Source organism: Pseudoalteromonas porphyrae, assembly GCF_001298125.1.
Classification (GTDB): Bacteria; Pseudomonadota; Gammaproteobacteria; order Enterobacterales; family Alteromonadaceae; genus Pseudoalteromonas; species Pseudoalteromonas neustonica.
In genome coordinates this window covers 41,037-60,739 of sequence record NZ_LHPH01000008.1, presented here as the reverse complement: position 1 = coordinate 60,739, position 19,703 = coordinate 41,037, and the positions used below count along the sequence as shown (strand labels likewise).

Genomic DNA, 19,703 nt, shown 5'->3' with positions numbered 1-19,703 from the left:
AGGGGATAATCATGGATCTCATTACTAATAATTTACCTGAAGTGCTGATGATTTTAGGCATTGCAGCTCTCATTATTGAGGTTGCTGTATTAGGAATGTCGACTTTTATATTATTATTTTTAGGCATGTCGTTGTTTGCAACCGGTTTGATGATGAATTTTTCAATATTGGATAATTCATTAACGACTGCATTGTGGAGTAATACCCTTGTAACAGCGGCACTGGCTGCTTTACTGTGGAAACCTCTTAAGCGTATGCAAGACAATGTAGACACTAAAGAAGTTAAAAGTGATTTTGCTGAGCTCGATTTTATACTCAATAGCCATGTTGATGAGCAGGGTCTTAGTACACATTCATACTCTGGGATCAGCTGGAAGCTAAAAAGTCACCAACCAATATCCGCTGGTACGCATGTTAAAGTAGTAAAAAAAGAAGTTGGTGTAATGTGGGTTGAAACGCTTTAATTATCTCAATAAAAATCAAATAACGTGAAGCTATTTCACGTTATTTGCCTCTCATGTCTTATATATTTTTTGTAACAAAAAACATTTCTTTTTATTTCAAAAATCAAAGCAATTAAGTGCTTTAATCCATCAAAAATCAATTAAACCTACTCAGAGTTAATATAATAAACATAAAAAGATACAAATTTGTTAACCAACTTTTATCTTTAACGGTAGCTTAATTTTATTCAATAAAGCAAAAAATCTTTTGCTTGTTCCTGTTACCTTTTCCCGTTAGTTTAATTAGCCATAATTATAAAAATAAAAGTCAGCATATGATCAGGGTCGAAAATCTTTGCCGTACTTATGGTGCAGGTGAAACGCAAGTAATTGCATTAGATAACGTATCGTTACATATTAAAGAAGGTGAATTTGTCGCGGTGATGGGCGCATCCGGCTCAGGAAAGTCTACTTTAATGAATATTTTAGGGTGTCTCGACACGCCAACTTCTGGTAATTATTTACTTTCTGATGAAAGTATAAAGGAGGTACATGACGAGAGCCTTTCTGCTATTCGCAATAAGAAAATTGGCTTTATATTTCAAACCTTTCACTTGTTAACACGACTAAGCGCACAAGAAAATGTTGCCCTACCACTGCGCTATACCGATATGCCAAAACAACAAGCTAGTGATCGCGCAATGGCGATGCTTGATAAGGTTGGTTTACAAAATCGTGCGCACCATAAACCATTTGAAATGTCAGGGGGGCAACGTCAGCGCGTTGCCATCGCCAGAGCATTAGTGAATAACCCGCAAGTAATTTTTGCAGATGAACCTACCGGTAACCTCGATAGCAAAACATCCCATGAAATAATGGAGTTACTGTGCTCGCTCCACCAGCAAGGACACACCTTAGTCATGGTTACACATGAAGAAGATATTGCAGCTTACGCTAAACGCGTAATTCGAATGAAAGATGGTGTAGTGATTGAGGACAGCGGATGTTAAAAAATAAACTGATTAAAACCAGCCTTATCTTACTTTTTAGTAGTTTATCATTTTCAACTTTTGCCCAAAGCTTATTGCTCAGTGGCGAACTAAAAGCCAGTGAAAATCAAATATTCTACGCTCCCAAGTCAGATACATGGCGTGTGCAAGTCCAATGGATGATGGAGGAAGGCGAAATAGCGCAAAAAGGTGATACCGTTGTAGTATTTGATAGCGGCACAATTGCAACTGAAATAGAGCAAGATGAAGTTAACCTTGAAGCCGCACAAGAAGAGCTTATTAGGATCACCACCAGTAATAAAGAAAATCAAATTGAAGCTGAGTTTAACTTTAAGCGCTCTGAGCTTTTATTAGAACGTGCGCGTATTGATGCTGCTATTCCTCAAGTTAATTTAAGTACTTATGACTATCAAAAAAATCAGCTTGAATTTGAGAAGGCTTTAATTAATAAACAAAAAGCATCTGAAGAACTGTTGCAAGTAAAAACAGAGAATAACGTTGCTTATAACAAACAATTACTAACCATTGAACAATTAAAAACTAATCTTGAATATAACAAAAATCAGCTTGCTAGTATGAGTATTCAAGCTCTGCGATCGGGGCCCGTATTATATGCCAACCACCCGTGGAATGGCGAAAAAGCGTTTGTAGGTATGACTGCGCAACCGGGTTGGAAAATTGCCGAAATACCAGCCATGAGTGAGCTTTATATTGAAGCATGGGTACATGAAATTGATTACCATCAGTTAAAGCTCGGACAACAGGCACAGTTACTATTTGACGCCTATTTACAACAGCCACTAAGCGCTACGCTAAGCGAAGTCTCAACTCAACCAGAAGAACGCTTACAATGGGGAAAAGACGCTTATTTTAGAACTCGTTTTAATTTTAGCGCTGTTGCATTAAATCTGTTGCCAGGTATGAGCGCAAAGCTAACAATAGGAGCAGATACAGATGAGGAATAAAGCCTTATTAGTATGTACAGTAATCATGTTTGTGTGTGTATTAAGCGCATGCAATGACGAGAGCCAACAAACCCATGTTGTTAAAAGCAGTGACATTGCTATTACCGTCAATGCTAACGGCGAGTTGGAATCTTCAACAACAGCAATCATTGCCCCGCCGTCTGTCGCCCGTATGTGGCAATACCAAATTAAAACGATGAAACCTGAAAATACACACGTTAAGCAAGGTGAAGTCATTGTCTCGTTCGACGACAAACAAGTTCGAGATAAACTAATTGAAAAACAATCAGAGTTACTTCGGGCAAAAAAACAGCTAGAAAATGCCCAAAATAAAGAACTCATCAAAGAACAAGAGTTAACACTCTCCGTGGCTGAAATGAAAATGAATTACGATAAAGCTAAACGCAAAGCAGATATTGTCGATCATTCTCGTTCTGAAGTTGACCGTAAAAAATCACAAATTGATTTTACAATTGCAAACAATGATTTAACCCTGGCTAAAAGTAAACAAACCTTTCAACAACAAAGCAAAGAGTTAAATCTAAAAATGGCAAAGAGCAAGGTTGCTCGGCTACAGAGCGAAGTGGACGGATATTTACAAGATATTGATCGTCTTAAAGTAAAAGCCCCGATAGATGGCCTAGTAATTTACAAAACCAATTACCAAGGTGAAAAATCATCCATAGGTGAAAGCGTACAATTTGGCCAACCGGTTATAGAACTTGCTGTGCTGGAGAATATGCAAGTAAAAGCACAAATCGATGAGCCCGATAGCGGTAAAATAACGCCCGGGCAAACGGTTAAAATTACCATTGATGGTAGTACTGAGTTAGTTGTTTCAGGAAAGGTAAAAAGCTTAGGCCGTGTGTTTAGAGAAAAATCATACCAAGATAAACGCCGTATTGTAGATGCAATTATCAGTATTGATAACCTTGATATTAGCGCAATAAGACCAGGCCTAACAGCACGCTTAGAGATAACCACCGCATTACTTGCACAGGCTTTAAGTATCCCTTTAGCTAGCTTACAGTATGATTTACAAGGACCCTTTGTTGAGACTACGGAGAATAATAAACAATTGATAGAGATTAGCCATTTCACTGATAATCTCGCCGTGATTAAAAGCGGTTTACAACAAGGTGATGAGGTGAAATTATGAAAATCCGTTTTGTATTGAGCTTAATTACCACTGCGCTTATATTAAGTGGTTGTTCTAAAGAAAATAAAGTTCAAAATGAGCTGACTTATACCGTCAGCACACATAGCTTTAAAACCGAAGTTGAAGCCAAGGGCCATTTAGTTGCTGCAAACGAAACCCTTATAGTTGCCCCTGCATCAAGTCAAGGACCGCAAACTTTAGCGTGGTTAATGCCTGAGTATAGCCAAGTCAAAAAAGGCGAAGTGATTGCGCGTTTTGATGGGGAGAAAATGCGCCGTCAAAGTCAAAAAATTACCAATCAAACCGCCATGGCTGATGAAGACTTAACGCAAAAGTCAGGCGCAATAGAAAAAGATAAAACAATTTTAAATCATGACATTGTATTGGTTAGTGAAGAAAAACAGTTTGCCGAAGACTATTCAATCGAAGATGAACGCATTATCTCCAAGCTAGAGATCTTAGAGTCACAACAAAATGTTGAGTTTTTAAATGCAAAACATAATTACTATGACTGGCAGGTCGAACGCTTTGAACAAGGCGCAACTGGCGAATTAATGCTGTTAAAAATGAGAAAAGATCAACATCAACAAAAATTAGCATCTTTAAATACTAACTTATCACAACTTGAAATAGTTGCCCCCCATGATGGCTTACTAACCCATGACACTAATTGGCGTGGTGAAAAACCCCGAGCTGGTGAAACGCTATGGCCAGGGCAAAAGATTGCAGCGTTACCCGATGTCAGCCAAATGCAACTAATCCTTTATGTATCTGAGCGTGAGGCCATTGATTTAGCAGTGGGTCAAACTCTAACATTTAAGCTTATCGCTTTACCTGATCAACAATTTAGCGGTGAATTAATTGAAGTGTCTCCTTTTCCAAAATCTATTAAACGTGGCGATCCACAAAAATATTACGAATTAAAAGCAAATATTAATGAACAAAGCGCTGCATTACGACCAGGTTTGAAACTCAACGCACATATTTTGGTTACCCCAGAAAGCGAACGCTTAATAGTACCAAAACAAAGCGTATTTACTGAACAAAATGCCCATTATGTTTACACCGAAGTACACAATGAGTTTATTAAAACCACTGTAAAATTAGGCAAACATAATTTAAGCCACGTTGAAATAGTTGAAGGTGTCGCCTCTGGTAATGTGATCTCCTTAATTAATATGAAGGACGCCCAATGAAATATTTGAGTTTATTTATCGACACCACGTTAGAGCTTGCGCAGCATAAATTACGTACCTTGCTGACTCTATTAGGAATGATTTTTGGTGTGGGTGCCGTTATTGCGATGCTCAATATTGGTGAAGGTGCAGAGCAAGAAGCAATGAAAATGATTGACTCTATGGGCTTGTATAACTTAATTGTTAATGCAAAAGAATTTGATGAAAAGGAATTAAAAGAACAACGTAAACACTCTGCAGGTTTGAACCTTCGAGATGCTCAAGTCGCTCATGCGTCACTGCCTTTCATCACTGATTATGCGGCGCAAAAAACAATTGAGACATACCATATTTTTAGTCAATACAATAAAAGCGATGCGTCCGCTGTTGGTGTTAGTGCAAACTTTTTTGAATTATCACACTTCCAAATTTTTTCCGGTCGTGTTTTAAATCAAAACGATCAACAACAGTTTGCACAAGTGGCTATGTTAGGCGCAAATACCGCCAAACAACTTTTTCCATTAGGTGACGCCCTTGGGCAACAAATTAAAATCAATCACCTCTGGTTTAAAGTCATTGGCATTTTACAATCTCCCTATTTAAAAAAGAAAGAGTTTCAAGGTGTGAAACTAGGCAATGAACAAAATCAAGTGTTTATCCCTCTAAGTACGGCGCTACACCGCTTTAAAAGCGGTTTACTCGATAGTGAAGTAACCAGCTTAAAACTGGCGATTGATAAGTCTGTAGACCCCATTATCGCAGCCCAAGCATTAGAACATCTGCTGCAAAATCGTCACAGTGATATTGATGATTTTGAATTAGTCATTCCAGCCGCTTTATTAGCACAGCAAAAACAAACCCAACAAATATTTAATATCGTTATGTCGTGCGTTGCAGGTATTTCATTGCTCGTTGGAGGGATTGGTATTATGAATATTATGCTTGCAACTGTACTTGAGCGAACCAAAGAAATTGGTTTATTACGTGCTATCGGCGCGACACAAAAAGATATCCGCATACAATTTATTGCTGAAAGCTTCACTATTTCTATTTTGGGTGGTTTATTAGGCGTTGTCTTTGGTATTGGTTTATCTGAAATTATTTCAATCTATTCTCAGTGGGCTGTATCTTGGTCCATGACCGCTATTGTATTGTCTTTTAGTATTTGTGCATTAGTAGGGCTTATATTTGGCGTATACCCTGCAATTAAAGCGTCACAGCTTGATCCTATCGAAGCCCTACAAAGTGATTAATTACTGCAGGTAAACTCACATTCTCCCTCGCGAATTAACAATGAAATTGTTAGCATAGCGTTATTCTAAAAAGAGAGTAACGCTATGAATCATTCATCTCATGCTTTAGTTGTTGAAGGTGGCGCTATGCGTGGGATATTTGCCACGGGTGTACTTGATGCTTTTTTGACTGCCCAATATCAACCTTTTAACCGCTGTTTTGGTGTGTCTGCAGGCGCAACCAACATCGCCGCTTATTTGTGTAAACAACCCAAGCGAAATCACAAAGTAATTACCGATTACTCTTGCAGGCCTGAGTTTATAAATTTATCACGATTTATTCGTGGCGGGCACTTGTTCGATTTAGATTGGTTATGGCAACAGACTATTAAAGATATTCGCCTTGATTTAACAACGTTTCATAATCAATCATGCGATTTTTATATTGTCGCCACTGCAATTGAAAATGGCGAAGCCCAATATTTAAAAGCCACAGCTAAGCAATTAGAACAACAACTTAAAGCATCATGCGCTATTCCAATTGCCTATCGAGATTTTCCGTCTATTGGTGGATTAAAGATGACCGACGGTGGAGTTGCCGATTCAATTCCTATTCGTAAAGCGTATGAAATGGGTGCTAATGAAGTAACCGTGATACTTTCTCAACCGCTTGGCTATCGAAAAAAACCAAATAAAACACCTTGGCTTACAAAACATATTTACAAAGATTACCCTGCACTTATTCGCGCTACGTTAGCACGCACTGAAAACTACAATGCCAGTATCGACTTTATTCACAACCCGCCAGCTAACTGTAAAATAAACATCATTGCACCACCTAAAAACTTCAAAGTTGGTCGTACAACCACTAACACAAAGAAATTAGCTGATGGTTATTTGATGGGCTTTAATGCTGGTCAAAATTACTTAAGCCGTATTTTAGTCACTTAAAAACCAAACTCTTTGTTAGCAACAAAATCCGGGGAATATTATCAATTAAGTGACGTTCTAAGTAGTTTTAGTACCAAATACACAACCGTGTACTTGGTACTCTATCAAGGTAATATTAGATTTTATGTTTAAGTTTAGGTCTACTATATTTTAAATTCATTTACTTGCTGCTGTAACGTCGCTGCCAATATTGCTAACTCCTGAGATGCTTGCGCATTTTGCTGTGAACTTTCACTAACAGACAAAATACTTGCGCTGAACTCATTAATATTACTACTTAGCTCATGCGCAACCATTTTTTGCTCTTCTGTCGCTGTTGACACTTGGGTATTCATATCTGCAATTTGAGTGACCTCTTGATTTATCTCACTTAATACTTGAGACGAATACTGCGCATGGTCAACACTTTCTTGGGCACTGCTTTCAGCATTTCCCATCGACGCAGCGGCTTGTTGCGCCATTTCCTGTAATTTAGTGATCATTTCATTGATACTTGCTGTTGCCTTTTGGGTGTTATGGGCAAGCTGCCTTACTTCATCCGCAACAACAGCAAAGCCTCGTCCTGAATCCCCCGCTCGTGCAGCTTCAATTGCTGCGTTAAGGGCTAATAAATTAGTTTGTTCTGCAACGCCTTGAATCATCATAACAACTTGATTAATATCGTTTGTTTGCGTATTTAATTCATTTATAAGTTGAGTATTATCATTGACTAAATGTGACAACGTTTTTATTGATTCTATGTTATCTGCAACTGCTTGTTGTCCTTGTTGTGCTTTAGTGTCTGCGTTTGTAGCTTTATCAGATGTTGCAAGTGCATTTTGAGCCACCTGCTCAATCGCACTACTCATTTGCGTGATCGCGGTTGCTATCATCGCTGATTGTTGCTCTTGCTCTGTTGCTGTCGTCGCTACTTGATCGCTAATCGAGTTCATTTGTTCAGCAGCAGACGATAAAGTCATTGTCGCGCCCGAAACGTCCGTTACTAACGTATGAATTCTTGCCACCATGTTATTAAAATGTGTTGCTGTTTCAGCAATTTCATCTTCACCCTGAACATTAGCTCGTAATCTCAGATCTGCATCATTTGCAATTTCAGATATTGTGTTACGTAATGACATAAGTGGATTATGAATTGATCGGTATATAAAATAGGCAATCGTCAATAAAATCAATACAAGTAATACAACTGACACTTCCATTATTAAGCTCGTCACTTCATAGCTGTCATTTGCTTGATCTTTGAAGCTATTGGCCTCGTGTAATTGTAATTCTATTAAGGCTTGATAACTTGTACTCAAAGGGTCAAATACATTATAGAGATCACTCACAAATTGTTGCTGAGACACAGATTGAAATTCTTCGTTTGTAATACTATCGAGTAGGTTTTTCAGGTGTGCTTGAACAGGCAAAAGTTTGTTTTCTACGACACTCACTAAGCGCCGCTCTTCATCCGTTAAGTTAGTACTAAGATATGCTTGCCATTCGCTATCTGCAGTATTTTTTGCATCGTTCACTGCACTCAAAAAGTCAGGCTTTGGAATATTTCCTGCTCTATACTTATGAAATAAGTCAACAATATTCACAGCATAATTATCTGACACATTCTTTATTTGCTTAAGTGGAACAACCCTGTCTTCGTATAAATCATCGATTCCTACAACTAAGCTTCCCATTGTATTTATAGAAAATACAGCCGTTAAAATAAATATCAGTACTGGCAGTATTGCCAGTACTCCTAATCGGGTTCGTACTGAGTAATTATTAAGCATAGCGTTCCAAATTTACTTCTATTATTAGAAAAGTATAATACTAATTTTAAAACACACTGGTTTTTTTGCTAATTAAATTATAATAAATTCATCACTAAACTAAACCTACGAATATTTTGCTATAGTATGTTAACTATTATTGACTTACGACTGAACTATGGCTTTCTCATCTTTATTACGCTATACGCTTTATTTATTGTTATTGCTCCCTTTCGCCGCGCAAGCTAATAATGCAGTTGTTAATCTTCATTTAGCCCGACCGAGTATTGTAGAATCACCCACAAATCAATACATTCATGCTTTACTAACACAAAGCTTTGCTAAGGTAGGCAAAGAAGTTAACTTTATTTACTCAATTAAGCCCATGAATAAAAAAAGGATCACTGGAGAGCTTTATAAGCCCGGTGGAATTAATTTAGCCTGGTTATCTATAGAGCCTAGCGCACACAATGATCTACTTCACACATCCTCCCCCTTGTATAAAGGGATACATGGCAAACGCCTATTGATGATTAATAAAAACCAGCAGGCAATCTTCAAAAGGATTTCGTCGCTTAATCAATTAAAGCCGCTCGTAGGGTTACAAAAACAAAGCTGGTCCGACTATAAAGTACTCAAACGAAGTGGCTTAACCGTCAATGGTGAACTAAGTTATAAAAGCATGATAAAAGCATTAGACACAAACCTTGGTGATTATTTCCCTCGCTCTGTGTCCGCAATTGAAGCCGAACTTGCAAAACAAAAACATGTAGATTTAATGATTGAACCAACAATTATGTTGCAATACCCCAGTCATTATTACTTTTATACACACAATAGAAATAAAGATTTATTAATATTACTTGAATCAGGCTTAACTCAGTTACAACAAAGTGGTGAGTTTGAGTTGCTTTATCAACGCTTTTTTGGCGAAAAGGAAAAACGCTTAAATTTATCATCAAGGAAAGTATTTAACTTAGAATAAAAGGCTTAGTTATGGTTACTACTTTGATACGTACGCTTTCCTATCTCGTTGTTTTTATATTAGGTTTTGGTTCTGGTATGTATGCTCTACCCATTATCACTGCGCCGACCTCTCCTAGTAAACTGGAACTAGCAACACATGCTCAAAAGGCAATTTATAGCGGTGAATTTAAAGAAGACCTAGAAGGATCTGATGCATTGCATTTTGGTACGGGTGAAGTTCGTTTAACTAAGCGGATGATTTCGTTTGCGGGCAAATTAAGTCCCGGACCTGACTACCAGCTTTACCTCGCTAATAAATTTATTGATAATGAAACTGAATTTTTAGCACACAAGGGAAGCTTCACACGGGTAGGCAGCGTCAAAACATTTGATGGTTTTATGGTCAAAGTGCCACAAGGCATTAATATTGCTGACTTTAATACCGTTATTATTTGGTGCGAAAGCTTCAATGAATTTATTACAGCTACGCAATATCAATAAGCTGCTAAAAATTAGCGGCTTGGTTCAAAGCCGTCGTAGTGAGGTAATTGTGCATCAAACTCCTCCCAATTAGCTTTAGAACTACAAAAATTGTGGCTAATAGGTCGCTGTGTTATGTCACTATCGAGAATACCTAAGCGTAGTCTTAGACGCGTTATATCGGCTAAGTTTTCACTGTAAACAGGTGAGCCACATTTACTACAAAAATACCGATTTCGACCCGGTTTAAACTCAAACATGCTCAGAGAGTCTTGCCCTTTAGTAATGGTAAAATCGCTTCGCGCTACAAACCCATTAGTTGCATATGCTGTTCCGCTTGATTTTCGACACAAAGAGCAATGACAATGAATAATGCTGCTGATAGGGCCATCGATTTTAATCGCTATTTTTTTACACAAGCAACTTCCTTTGTACATTTACTTTCCCCTATATTTTTTAAAAAATATAACATAAGTAATTATTTTAATGTACAAAAAAAGCCGCCTTTGGAGAGGGCGGCTTTGGAAAATAGCAATCATGGGTGGAAACTGCTAAATCAAGAGCTTTTATGCCACAGCAGCGTCGTTATCACTGTGGCGAATTAAATAATCAAACGCGCCAAGACTCGCGGTTGCACCGCTGCCCATCGCGATGATTATTTGTTTAAAAGGTGTCGTGGTTACATCACCGGCACCAAACACACCGGGTAAAGATGTTGATCCCTTTGCGTCGATTTCTATCTCACCAAATCGTGTTAATGACACATCACTGTTTTTAAGCCACTCTGTATTTGGTATAAGCCCTATTTGCACAAAAATACCTGCAAGACTTATCATTTTGCTCTCACCCGATTCGCGATCAGTGTAGCTAAGCCCCGTTACACGCTTGCCGTCACCTAGCACCGCAGTAGTTTGTGCATTTTTTATAATCGTAATATTCTTTAAACTATTCGCTTTTCGTATGAGTACTTCATCAGCACGTAATGTGTTAGCAAATTCTAAAACTGTGACATGTTCTACGATATTCGCTAAATCAATTGCCGCTTCAATACCTGAGTTACCACCACCGATCACCGCAACCGATTTACCTTTAAATAGCGGTCCATCACAGTGCGGGCAATAAGCAACGCCATGTCCACGATATTGGCTCTCCCCAGGCACATTCATTTCGCGCCAGCGAGCACCTGTTGCAAGTACTAAGGATTTAGCACTTAACACTGCGCCATTTTCTAAAGTGATGTCATAGCCATTGTTATAACTTAGCCCTACAGCACGTTGATTATTCATTACATCCACATTATATTCTTTAACGTGTTCTTCAAGTTGGGCAACAAGTTTGGGGCCTTCTGTTGCTTTGATCGATATAAAATTCTCTATACTTAATGTATCCGCCACTTGACCACCAAAACGTTCAGCAACAATACCGGTATTCAAGCCTTTGCGCGCGGCATAGATGGCTGCGGATGCACCTGCAGGGCCACCACCGACCACTAATACATCAAATTGCTCTTTTTCGTTCAGCGATTGAGCTTGACGAACGCCTGCCTTACTATCAACTTTATTTAAAATCGTACTAAGCGTCATTGCCCCTTGACTAAATAGTTGTCCATTTAAGTACACTGCGGGCACGGCGAGGATATTTCGTTGTTCCACTTCGTCTTGAAATAACGCACCGTCTACCATAGTGGCGGTGATCAGAGGATTAAGAGCTGCCATTAAATTAAGTGCTTGAACGACTTGCGGGCATGTCTGGCAACTCAATGAAATATATACTTCAAAATTCAGTGGTTCACTCAACGAACTTATCTGCGCACGCTGCTCATCAGAGACCTTACTGGGATGGCCGCCACTGTGAAGTAAAGCCAGCACTAAACTTGTAAACTCATGCCCCATAGGTACACCCGCAAAGGTTATTTGGGTTTCTTTTATGGGTGAGTACACCGTCATTGAAGGACGACGTACATCGTTATCTGGGTTATTTCGTACTAAAAATTGATTACTTAATGATGCGATGTCATTCGCTAGGTTTTCTAATTCTGTTGACTTTTTGCTGTCATCCAAAGCGATAAGCAGCTCAACAGGATCTGTTATAGATTCAAAGTGGCTTTTTAATTGATTTTTTATGTTTGTGTCTAACATGGCTTAGCCTTCGTTTTCAGCAAAAGGGTGCCCATCATCACGCTAATGTGCTTAATAAAGTTGTGATGATGGGCGTTTTGGAACACATTAATTATGTGCAACCATATATTTAGATTTTGCCAACTAAATCAAGAGACGGCGCAAGAGTCTCTTCACCTGGCTGCCATGATGCAGGACAAACTTCGCCATCATGTGTTGCAATATATTGCGCTGCTTGTACTTTGCGTACGAGTTCTTTTGCACTGCGGCCAATGCCTAAATCATGAGTTTCGATGATTTTTATTTCACCTTCAGGGTTCATTACAAACGTACCACGTAACGCCAAACCTTCTTCTTCAATCATCACACCAAAACTGCGTGTAATACGCCCTGTTGGATCGCCAATCATTGGATAAGTGATTTTGCCGATAGTGTCTGACGTATCGTGCCACGCTTTGTGCGTAAAATGTGTATCTGTAGAAACAGAATAAACTTCAACACCCATTTCTTGTAATTGTGCGTAATGATCTGCTACATCGCCTAATTCTGTTGGGCATACAAATGTAAAATCGGCCGGGTAAAAGAAGAAAATTGACCATTTACCTAATACATCTTTCTCGCTTAGTTCAACAAAATCACCATTGTGATAAGCCGTAGCGTTGAATGGTTGTAGTTTTGTATTAATCAATGAAGTGCTCATAGTATTCCTCATGGGTATTTAAATAAAAAATAACAACACACTGTGTGTTGGCTTGAGACATACAATAGAGCGTTTGCTTAAATTAATAAAATTGATTGTTTGGATTGATGTAATCGAATATACAGATTGAACTTCCTGCTTATAACGATCGTATACGGGATATGGGCATGCTTTTAAGTTAGCGTTTTTCAATTTCTAAATGGTACAATGGTGTGTTAAATTTGTATTAATAACTCCGTGTAAGGTAAGCCATGAACAAATTTGTTAATCATATTCAGTTAGGTTATTTAGGCCTCGTGCCATTTTTAGGCTGTGTTGGATGGCCTTTACTCGTTGGTAGTAACCAATTTAACATACAATTTTTTACCTTTTATAGTATTGCAATATTAGCGTTTATGGCGGGGAATTTATGGCATGCAGGAAATCAACGTTACAGCGATGCTTTAAAAGCCGTGATACCCGTTATACCACTTGGGTTTTTAGCTTTCGTACCACAAACAGTCACTTTAATATGGTTAGCTGTTAGTTTTTGGCTAGTGTTCTTTTTTGAGAAGTCGAACCCACAATGGCAAACCTACCATGCAGATTATCAAAAAATGCGTTTTGTGTTAACTTCTGTGGTTTTTGTCTGTCACACTTTTGTGATCGGAATAAGTTTATATCCTAACTAACTCGCCCTTTAAAGCGGTTTCATGTACCATCCGCGCACTGCTTTTTAGGATAACTTATGATAGATAAACTTCGTCAACAGCTTGATCAACTCGGTGAAAACTACGTTGAAAAAAATGCCAATTTCAAAATTAAAGTAATCCCTTTCTTTTGTGCCATACACATAAAAAAAGACCATAAGAGTGAAGGCCGACTATCATTTTATTCTAATCAATGGCTTGAAATTGCTTTAGTGGTAATGTTTTTACTGTTTGGTTTGATGATTTTTGATACAGAATCCGGTTTTACAGACGGGCCAATCCAGATTGCGTTTGCTGTATTAATCACTTTTAACTTGATCATAAAACAAATTGCTATTGAAGGCTTAAAAACCCGACTCGCTTTATGCCCTATTAGAGAAAAACCATAATATTTGCTAAAGAGGCTTCGCGAAACAGACATTTTAGTACTATATATAAGGTATAAAAATAACTTTTTTGGCTTTAAATGAAGCATACCAATTGGCTTATCTGTATTTGGGTTGTGGTGTTCATTTGCACATATTTTTTACTTTCTCATGAGCAATCACAATTCGACACGATTGAAGAGTTATTCTGGGCGGGTATCTCTGTTTCACTCACGTTGCAAGTTTATTCCTCTTTAGGTAATAGGGTCTTAATAGGCGCATGGATTTTATATTGCTCAGGACTGATATTTGATTTACTAGATGACTTGTTAGATGCACAGATGTTTCCTTTTCTGATCTTTGATACTACGTTCAAGCATGTTGGTTTCCTATTAACGTGTGCAGGATTGTTTTCGTTAATCACAGAAAAACGCGCAACAATAAAAAAGCTCAATATTGAAATTCAAACCCGTCAAACTTTGCAAGAACAACTGGAATTTGAAGCAAGTCACGACAAACTTACCGCCTTGGGTAACCGACGCGCCTGCTTTGCACGCTTTGATGAACTTAAAGAACACTTTCATCTCATCTATTACTTTGATTTAGATAACTTTAAGTTTGCTAATGATAATTATGGTCATCAATGTGGTGATGAAATTTTAGTTGATTTTGCACAACGCCTTAGTAAGCACTTTACTAAACAAAATTGCTTTCGCCTAGGTGGCGACGAGTTTATCGCTTTTTGTGATGATGAAAATCCTAACATAGATGAACTAAGAATATACTTAACGGCTTTTATGCAACAATATAAAGTTGGTGTGAGTATTGGTTTTGCAGAGCTAAATAACGACGATAACCCCGATCATCTTCTGCATATAGCAGATCAAAATATGTATCGAGATAAAACCAGTAAATCAATGCGTCAGCGCTGTCGAGAAAACGACAGCTAACTTTGTTATATACCCAAGCCACCTCAAGATGCAGAATTCAGCGTTTCACAGAGGCTTAATATCAAGGCGTTACTTTGTAGGAATGGCCGCCCCTTTTAAGAAGGAACAACGATGAGAGTAAGTCGCTGTGAAAAGCCCAACGGGTTGGTTTAAAAGCGATTTATACTGCGTTATTGATTTTAACAATAGAACCACTATTACTTGTAATCAATGCCTTGCCTAAATCACTTTTAATTCCAACGACGCTCGCATCTTGAGGTGGTTTGGGTATACTGGCGCAATCTTGTGTTAAGAAACCATAATTCATGTATTTAAACCCTAACTGGCGTATTCTCACTGTAGGTGATGGTGACCTTTCTTTTTCACATGCGTTATATCGTGCAATTAAACCTAAGAAACTCATTGCCTCAACTTATGATGATGAGCATACAATTAAAACCAAATACACTGACAATGCATTCAGTGACCTTACTGATAATAAAGTAACCGTATTAACTCATTTTGATGTAACGAATAAAGATACATGGCGTCGTTTGAATAATGACACGTTTGACGTCATTATTTTTCAATTTCCGCTGATCCCAGCATTTGCAGGAAAAACTGCTTTTGTTGAAAATACTCAAAAAAATAGCCTAAACACATTAAACCGTGCGTTGTTACACCAATTTATTAAATACGCTTGCGAACTTGCTCTGGATAAATCAGGGCCGATGCTTTGCTATATTACCTCTAAAGATGTGAAGCCCTACTTACATTGGAATATTGAGGGCAGCTTAGTTGCTGGGCTAGATGCGAGTTACTTAGGTAAAATACCTTTTGATATTTCCAAATTCCCTGGCTATAAAATTCGCAATGTTGATAGAGATAAACACGTTAAAGATACCAGTGGTATCACTTATATTTTTAGCCCAAAAAGCAATGCAGATCTTAAGTCAATACTGACCTACCCTGACTACTTAACAGATAATCACTGTGCGCTATGTCGAGCGGGCCCTTTTCATGGCAACGAAGATCACCAAAAACATATTAATGCAAAAAAACATCAGCAAATGCTAGCTTTAGAGCATGAATGGAAAAACTGGTTAACTCATTTTAATAACAAGGAAGAGCTATGAACTTTGTCATCGTCGGAACCAATTTTATCAGCGATACGCTACTGAGTGCGGCACAAACCCTACCTGAATTTAACTTATATGGCGTATGCTCAAGAGCAACAAGCAGCGGTGAAGCATTTTTAATAAAGCATAACCACCATAATGCAAAAGTGTTTACCACTATAGAGCAAGTTTGTAATGATGAAAATGTCGATGTAGTTTATATAGCTGCGCCAAATAGCCTGCATAAATCCTATGCCATTAGCTGCTTAGAATCGCAGAAGCACGTACTTGGCGAAAAACCTTCTGCGGCGAATAGTCATGAGTTAAAAGATATTATTTGCGCCGCTAAAAAACACAACCGCCTCTATATGGAAGCAATGATGACGACGCATCTGCCTAATTTTGAAATCATTAAAAATGCTTTACACAAAATTGGGCCTCCTCGTAAATACATTGGTCAATACAGTCAATATTCGTCTCGTTACGATAGGTATAAAAGTGGTGAACGCCCAAATACATTTTTACCTGAATTCGCCAACGGCGCGCTTGTCGATTTAGGTATTTATCCGCTGTATATTTTAATTGCACTGTGGGGTGCACCCAAGAGTGTACAGGCTAGTGGGGTATTACTGGAGACTGGTGTTGATGGCGCTGGCGATCTATTACTCAATTACGATGATAGACAAGCGGTGATCAGTTATTCAAAGATCTCCCAAGGAGATAACTTTACCGAAATTCAAGGTGAAAAAGGCAGGCTACGCATTGAAGCCGTGTCGCAGCTTAAACGCGTTCAGTTTATAGCGAATGACGGTACTGTTGAGGAACTATCAAAACCATTTGATACACACTTTATGCGCTATGAAGTTGCCCACTTTATTAAAACGGTTAATTCGCAGTTGTGTGAGTCACCAATTAATACGCATCAATTATCGCTCGATGTAATGACCGTGCTCGATAATGCACGTAAGCAATTAGGTGTGAGCTACCCAAATGATAAATCAAAAGTGTAATCTAATCGGTTATCTTTTAAAGAGTTTATTGTTTGCTAACGGTTTAAATTAACGCAGGGGCTAGCAGTACTGTGCCCCTTTCCTAGCCTCATTAATTACCGCCAAAACGGTCACCATTTTTAATCGCAAAACCTTACTACCACTAGTAAAAAAAGGTAAAATGACTAAAACATTACTCTTTGGTTTAAGGATTGCAATGCCGCGTACAATCTCCCCTTTTTTTCTCGCTATTATTTGTGTATTACTGGCAATGGTCACTTTGCAATCTGGTATTTCTATTGCTAAAAACCTTTTTCCTATTATTGGCCCAGAAGGCACTACAGCCCTGCGCCTCGGTTTTTCTGCCATCATTTTATGCTTAGTGTTTAAACCATGGAAAGCATTTCCTCGTCTAGGTCAACGCCTTCCTATTGTTATTTATGGTTTAAGTTTAGGCGGGATGAACATACTATTTTTTCATGCTATTGAGCGTATTCCGCTTGGAATTGGTGTCGCATTGGAATTTACAGGGCCTTTAGCTGTCGCGCTATTATCATCGAGACGAAAACGCGACCTGTTTTGGGTTGGCTGTGCTATTGCCGGGATTTTTATGCTTCTTCCTGATATGACCGGTGAAGAAAGCCTTGATCCTATAGGTGTTTTACTCGCTCTTGGTGCAGGAGCATGTTGGGCGGGTTATATTTTATTTGGTAAAAAAACAGGTAATCAAGGCTCTGGAGGCATGACAGTAGCACTTGGAATGAGTGTAGCCGCCATTGTATTAGTCCCCTATGGTGCAATATCACAAGGTGCTGCATTACTCACCTGGGAAGTGATACCGTTAGGTTTGTTAGTCGCAGTGATGTCGAGCGCCTTGCCTTATACGCTTGAGATGGTGGCATTACGTAACATGCCTGCACAGGGTTTTAGTATTATGATGAGTTTAGAGCCTGCAATTGCTGCAATGGCAGGGTTTATGATTTTAAGTGAACTCTTAAGCATTTGGCAATGGTTAGCTATTTTACTTGTCATTATTGCATCTGTGGGTAGCTCATTATCCGTTAAGCAAGAACCTGCACCTAAAGAGCAAGTATGATTGGCTAATCTGATACTATAATTTCTACTAATAGCACGATAATCTCTCTGGAACAGGCACATACGACCAATTACATACAAGGATGTTAAAATGTTGAACTGGTTAAAAACACATTATCCAAGAGTATCTGGCACACATTAGCTATGATAATCATAATGCTTGTTGCTGGCCCTGAAATCATGATTAGTATGGAGTTAATGGCTATAGTTGAAGTGTTAGGCGCTTCAACATTCGTTGCAATGTATTTTAGCGGGTTAAAATTATTTATTTGTAATTGTTGGAATAGGTTTAAGACATTTGAATCCCATTCTTTTTTCTTTATCCCGTCATTTGATGCTTTAAAACAAATGCCCTCTCTTTTTATTCACGCAATACCCGAGCGCACTATTGTAATTGCTTATCTCTGTGTTCTTATTGGCTGCACATTATGCCTTTATATTAATATTGCTTTCCCGACAACCACAGGCTAACCACATAAAAAGGCTCTAAGTGAGCCTTGATTAGGGTCTGTTGAACTTTGCGGATTAAAATTTGTTAAACCGCGAGGCGATTTGATCACGGTGCAAGGTTTGGAATCGAGTGGGCTAAGTAAAAACCGAGCAAAGCGTGTGCGTCCTGCTCACGCCCCTTACCTAAATACCAGACAGGCTGTCTGCAAATTTAACCTTGAAAGGTCAACAGACCCTAATAAACAATACGGTTTCCCCCTGCATTTTTAGCTCGATACATCGCCTGATCCGCATATTGAATTAGCTGCATATCGCTCGTTCCATTCTCAGGGTAGCTTGCAATGCCAATACTACTTGATAGATCTAAAATTAAGCTTTCAATTTTAAATGGGTGCTTACATTGCACACAGATTTTTTCAGCAATATTATAAATATACTCCCGTTCACTTATACCATTGAGTAACACAACAAATTCGTCACCGCCTAGGCGTCCAACGGTGTCAGAGCTTCTAACACAACTCAATAATCGCTGCGAAATACTTTGTAATAACTTATCGCCAATGAGATGGCCATGGGTATCATTAACATCCTTAAAACCGTCTATATCAATAAATAACAACGATAACTCTACTGCGCTGCGATCGGCCTTTGTTAAGGCATGTTGGATACGATCAAGTAATAACATTCTATTTGGCAGGCCTGTAAGTTGGTCGTGCCCAACCATATATTGAAGCTGCTTTTCAAACTCTTTACGCTCAGTAATATCATGCGCAACTGCAATTCTAACTTGGTGTAGCTCAGACCATCTAACAGACCACAGTATATGTAATACTTGCCCATCTTTACGCACCCAGCGATTTTCAAATCGTGGCCTTGACTCCCCCGATAATAAAACTTCAACCGTGTCGTGGGTGATATCATGATCATCTTTATAAACAAAATCGATCATTGGCTTACCTATCACTTCACTTGGAAGGTAACCAAAGATATTTTCAAATGCAGCACTAACAAAAACAAAATGACCTTTTTTATCAACAACACAGACCGCATCTAGCATCAACTCGAGTACATCTGTTAGACAAAATAATTCATTATTTTTCATTCAGCCATTTTTCCTGTTTA

The 19,703-nt window shown here is 38.5% G+C and carries 21 protein-coding genes; 15 read left to right on the top strand and 6 right to left on the bottom strand.

All coding sequences use genetic code 11. The features are described from left to right. The first annotated feature begins 11 nt into the window (after window positions 1–11). The 7 genes from ADS77_RS09065 (at window position 12) to ADS77_RS09035 (ending at window position 6,935) form a co-directional block, all read left to right on the top strand. On the top strand, window positions 12–464 hold the full coding sequence (locus tag ADS77_RS09065) for an NfeD family protein (RefSeq protein WP_054453988.1): 453 nt from the start codon (window positions 12–14) through the stop codon (window positions 462–464). A 314-nt stretch (window positions 465–778) separates the two neighbouring features. Continuing rightward, window positions 779–1,453: an ABC transporter ATP-binding protein gene (locus tag ADS77_RS09060; protein WP_054205021.1), complete on the top strand. Its 675-nt coding sequence runs from the start codon at window positions 779–781 to the stop codon at window positions 1,451–1,453. Next, window positions 1,447–2,418 (top strand): HlyD family secretion protein, encoded by a 972-nt coding sequence (locus ADS77_RS09055; protein WP_054453986.1) that lies wholly within the window; start codon window positions 1,447–1,449, stop codon window positions 2,416–2,418. Before ADS77_RS09060 ends, ADS77_RS09055 begins: the two co-directional genes overlap by 7 nt. Continuing rightward, complete coding sequence (locus ADS77_RS09050) at window positions 2,408–3,577, top strand: efflux RND transporter periplasmic adaptor subunit (RefSeq protein ID WP_054453984.1); 1,170 nt, start codon at window positions 2,408–2,410, stop codon at window positions 3,575–3,577. The genes ADS77_RS09055 and ADS77_RS09050 overlap by 11 nt, the downstream gene beginning before the upstream one ends. Continuing rightward, window positions 3,574–4,773: an efflux RND transporter periplasmic adaptor subunit gene (locus ADS77_RS09045; RefSeq protein ID WP_054453982.1), complete on the top strand. Its 1,200-nt coding sequence runs from the start codon at window positions 3,574–3,576 to the stop codon at window positions 4,771–4,773. The genes ADS77_RS09050 and ADS77_RS09045 overlap by 4 nt, the downstream gene beginning before the upstream one ends. Beyond that, window positions 4,770–6,005 carry an ABC transporter permease gene (locus ADS77_RS09040; RefSeq protein ID WP_054205025.1) on the top strand — a complete coding sequence of 412 codons (1,236 nt, stop codon included), beginning with the start codon at window positions 4,770–4,772 and terminating at the stop codon, window positions 6,003–6,005. Before ADS77_RS09045 ends, ADS77_RS09040 begins: the two co-directional genes overlap by 4 nt. A gap of 84 nt (window positions 6,006–6,089) precedes the next feature. Beyond that, window positions 6,090–6,935, top strand: a complete 846-nt coding sequence (locus ADS77_RS09035) for a patatin family protein (RefSeq protein ID WP_054205026.1) — start codon at window positions 6,090–6,092, stop codon at window positions 6,933–6,935. A 143-nt stretch (window positions 6,936–7,078) separates the two neighbouring features. Here the strand turns inward: ADS77_RS09035 and ADS77_RS09030 are convergent, their stop codons facing one another. After that, window positions 7,079–8,704 (bottom strand): methyl-accepting chemotaxis protein, encoded by a 1,626-nt coding sequence (locus tag ADS77_RS09030; protein WP_054205027.1) that lies wholly within the window; start codon window positions 8,702–8,704, stop codon window positions 7,079–7,081. Between the two features lie 157 nt (window positions 8,705–8,861). Here ADS77_RS09030 and ADS77_RS09025 point away from each other — a divergent pair, with 157 nt between their 5' ends. After that, complete coding sequence (locus ADS77_RS09025) at window positions 8,862–9,668, top strand: transporter substrate-binding domain-containing protein (protein WP_054205028.1); 807 nt, start codon at window positions 8,862–8,864, stop codon at window positions 9,666–9,668. Between the two features lie 11 nt (window positions 9,669–9,679). Next, window positions 9,680–10,150, top strand: coding sequence for a DM13 domain-containing protein (locus ADS77_RS09020; RefSeq protein WP_054205029.1), 471 nt, complete (start codon window positions 9,680–9,682; stop codon window positions 10,148–10,150). Between the two features lie 11 nt (window positions 10,151–10,161). On the opposite strand, the gene ADS77_RS09015 is transcribed toward ADS77_RS09020, so the two are convergent. From ADS77_RS09015 to ahpC, 3 genes are all read right to left on the bottom strand, one after another. Next, complete coding sequence (locus tag ADS77_RS09015) at window positions 10,162–10,566, bottom strand: GFA family protein (RefSeq protein ID WP_054453980.1); 405 nt, start codon at window positions 10,564–10,566, stop codon at window positions 10,162–10,164. A gap of 129 nt (window positions 10,567–10,695) precedes the next feature. Further along, a complete protein-coding gene (gene ahpF / locus ADS77_RS09010) occupies window positions 10,696–12,267 on the bottom strand; it encodes an alkyl hydroperoxide reductase subunit F (RefSeq protein WP_054205031.1) in 1,572 nt (523 codons plus the stop codon). A 109-nt stretch (window positions 12,268–12,376) separates the two neighbouring features. Then, entirely contained in the window at window positions 12,377–12,946 is a 570-nt protein-coding gene (gene ahpC / locus ADS77_RS09005) for an alkyl hydroperoxide reductase subunit C (protein WP_054205032.1), read from the bottom strand. A gap of 251 nt (window positions 12,947–13,197) precedes the next feature. On the opposite strand from ahpC, the gene ADS77_RS09000 reads away from it, so the two are divergent. From ADS77_RS09000 to ADS77_RS08990, 3 genes are all read left to right on the top strand, one after another. Further along, entirely contained in the window at window positions 13,198–13,617 is a 420-nt protein-coding gene (locus ADS77_RS09000; protein ID WP_054453978.1) for a DUF3429 domain-containing protein, read from the top strand. 56 nt (window positions 13,618–13,673) lie between these two features. Continuing rightward, window positions 13,674–14,024 carry a hypothetical protein gene (locus ADS77_RS08995; RefSeq protein WP_054205034.1) on the top strand — a complete coding sequence of 117 codons (351 nt, stop codon included), beginning with the start codon at window positions 13,674–13,676 and terminating at the stop codon, window positions 14,022–14,024. Between the two features lie 77 nt (window positions 14,025–14,101). Further along, on the top strand, window positions 14,102–14,950 hold the full coding sequence (locus tag ADS77_RS08990; RefSeq protein ID WP_054205035.1) for a GGDEF domain-containing protein: 849 nt from the start codon (window positions 14,102–14,104) through the stop codon (window positions 14,948–14,950). A gap of 160 nt (window positions 14,951–15,110) precedes the next feature. Here ADS77_RS08990 and ADS77_RS22350 read toward each other — a convergent pair whose 3' ends face one another. Further along, a complete protein-coding gene (locus ADS77_RS22350) occupies window positions 15,111–15,257 on the bottom strand; it encodes a hypothetical protein (protein WP_161803877.1) in 147 nt (48 codons plus the stop codon). Here ADS77_RS22350 and ADS77_RS08985 point away from each other — a divergent pair. The 3 genes from ADS77_RS08985 (at window position 15,256) to ADS77_RS08975 (ending at window position 18,132) form a co-directional block, all read left to right on the top strand. Beyond that, on the top strand, window positions 15,256–16,065 hold the full coding sequence (locus ADS77_RS08985; protein ID WP_054453976.1) for a class I SAM-dependent methyltransferase: 810 nt from the start codon (window positions 15,256–15,258) through the stop codon (window positions 16,063–16,065). The two genes, ADS77_RS22350 and ADS77_RS08985, sit on opposite strands and share 2 nt — an antisense overlap. Next, complete coding sequence (locus ADS77_RS08980) at window positions 16,062–17,057, top strand: Gfo/Idh/MocA family protein (RefSeq protein WP_054453974.1); 996 nt, start codon at window positions 16,062–16,064, stop codon at window positions 17,055–17,057. The genes ADS77_RS08985 and ADS77_RS08980 overlap by 4 nt, the downstream gene beginning before the upstream one ends. Before the next feature lie 196 nt (window positions 17,058–17,253). Next, on the top strand, window positions 17,254–18,132 hold the full coding sequence (locus ADS77_RS08975) for an EamA family transporter (protein ID WP_054205070.1): 879 nt from the start codon (window positions 17,254–17,256) through the stop codon (window positions 18,130–18,132). 684 nt (window positions 18,133–18,816) lie between these two features. Here the strand turns inward: ADS77_RS08975 and ADS77_RS08965 are convergent. Beyond that, the gene (locus ADS77_RS08965; protein WP_054205039.1) at window positions 18,817–19,683 is read right to left on the bottom strand and encodes a sensor domain-containing diguanylate cyclase; all 867 of its coding nucleotides are present in this window, start codon (window positions 19,681–19,683) and stop codon (window positions 18,817–18,819) included. Window positions 19,684–19,703: the final 20 nt, after the last annotated feature.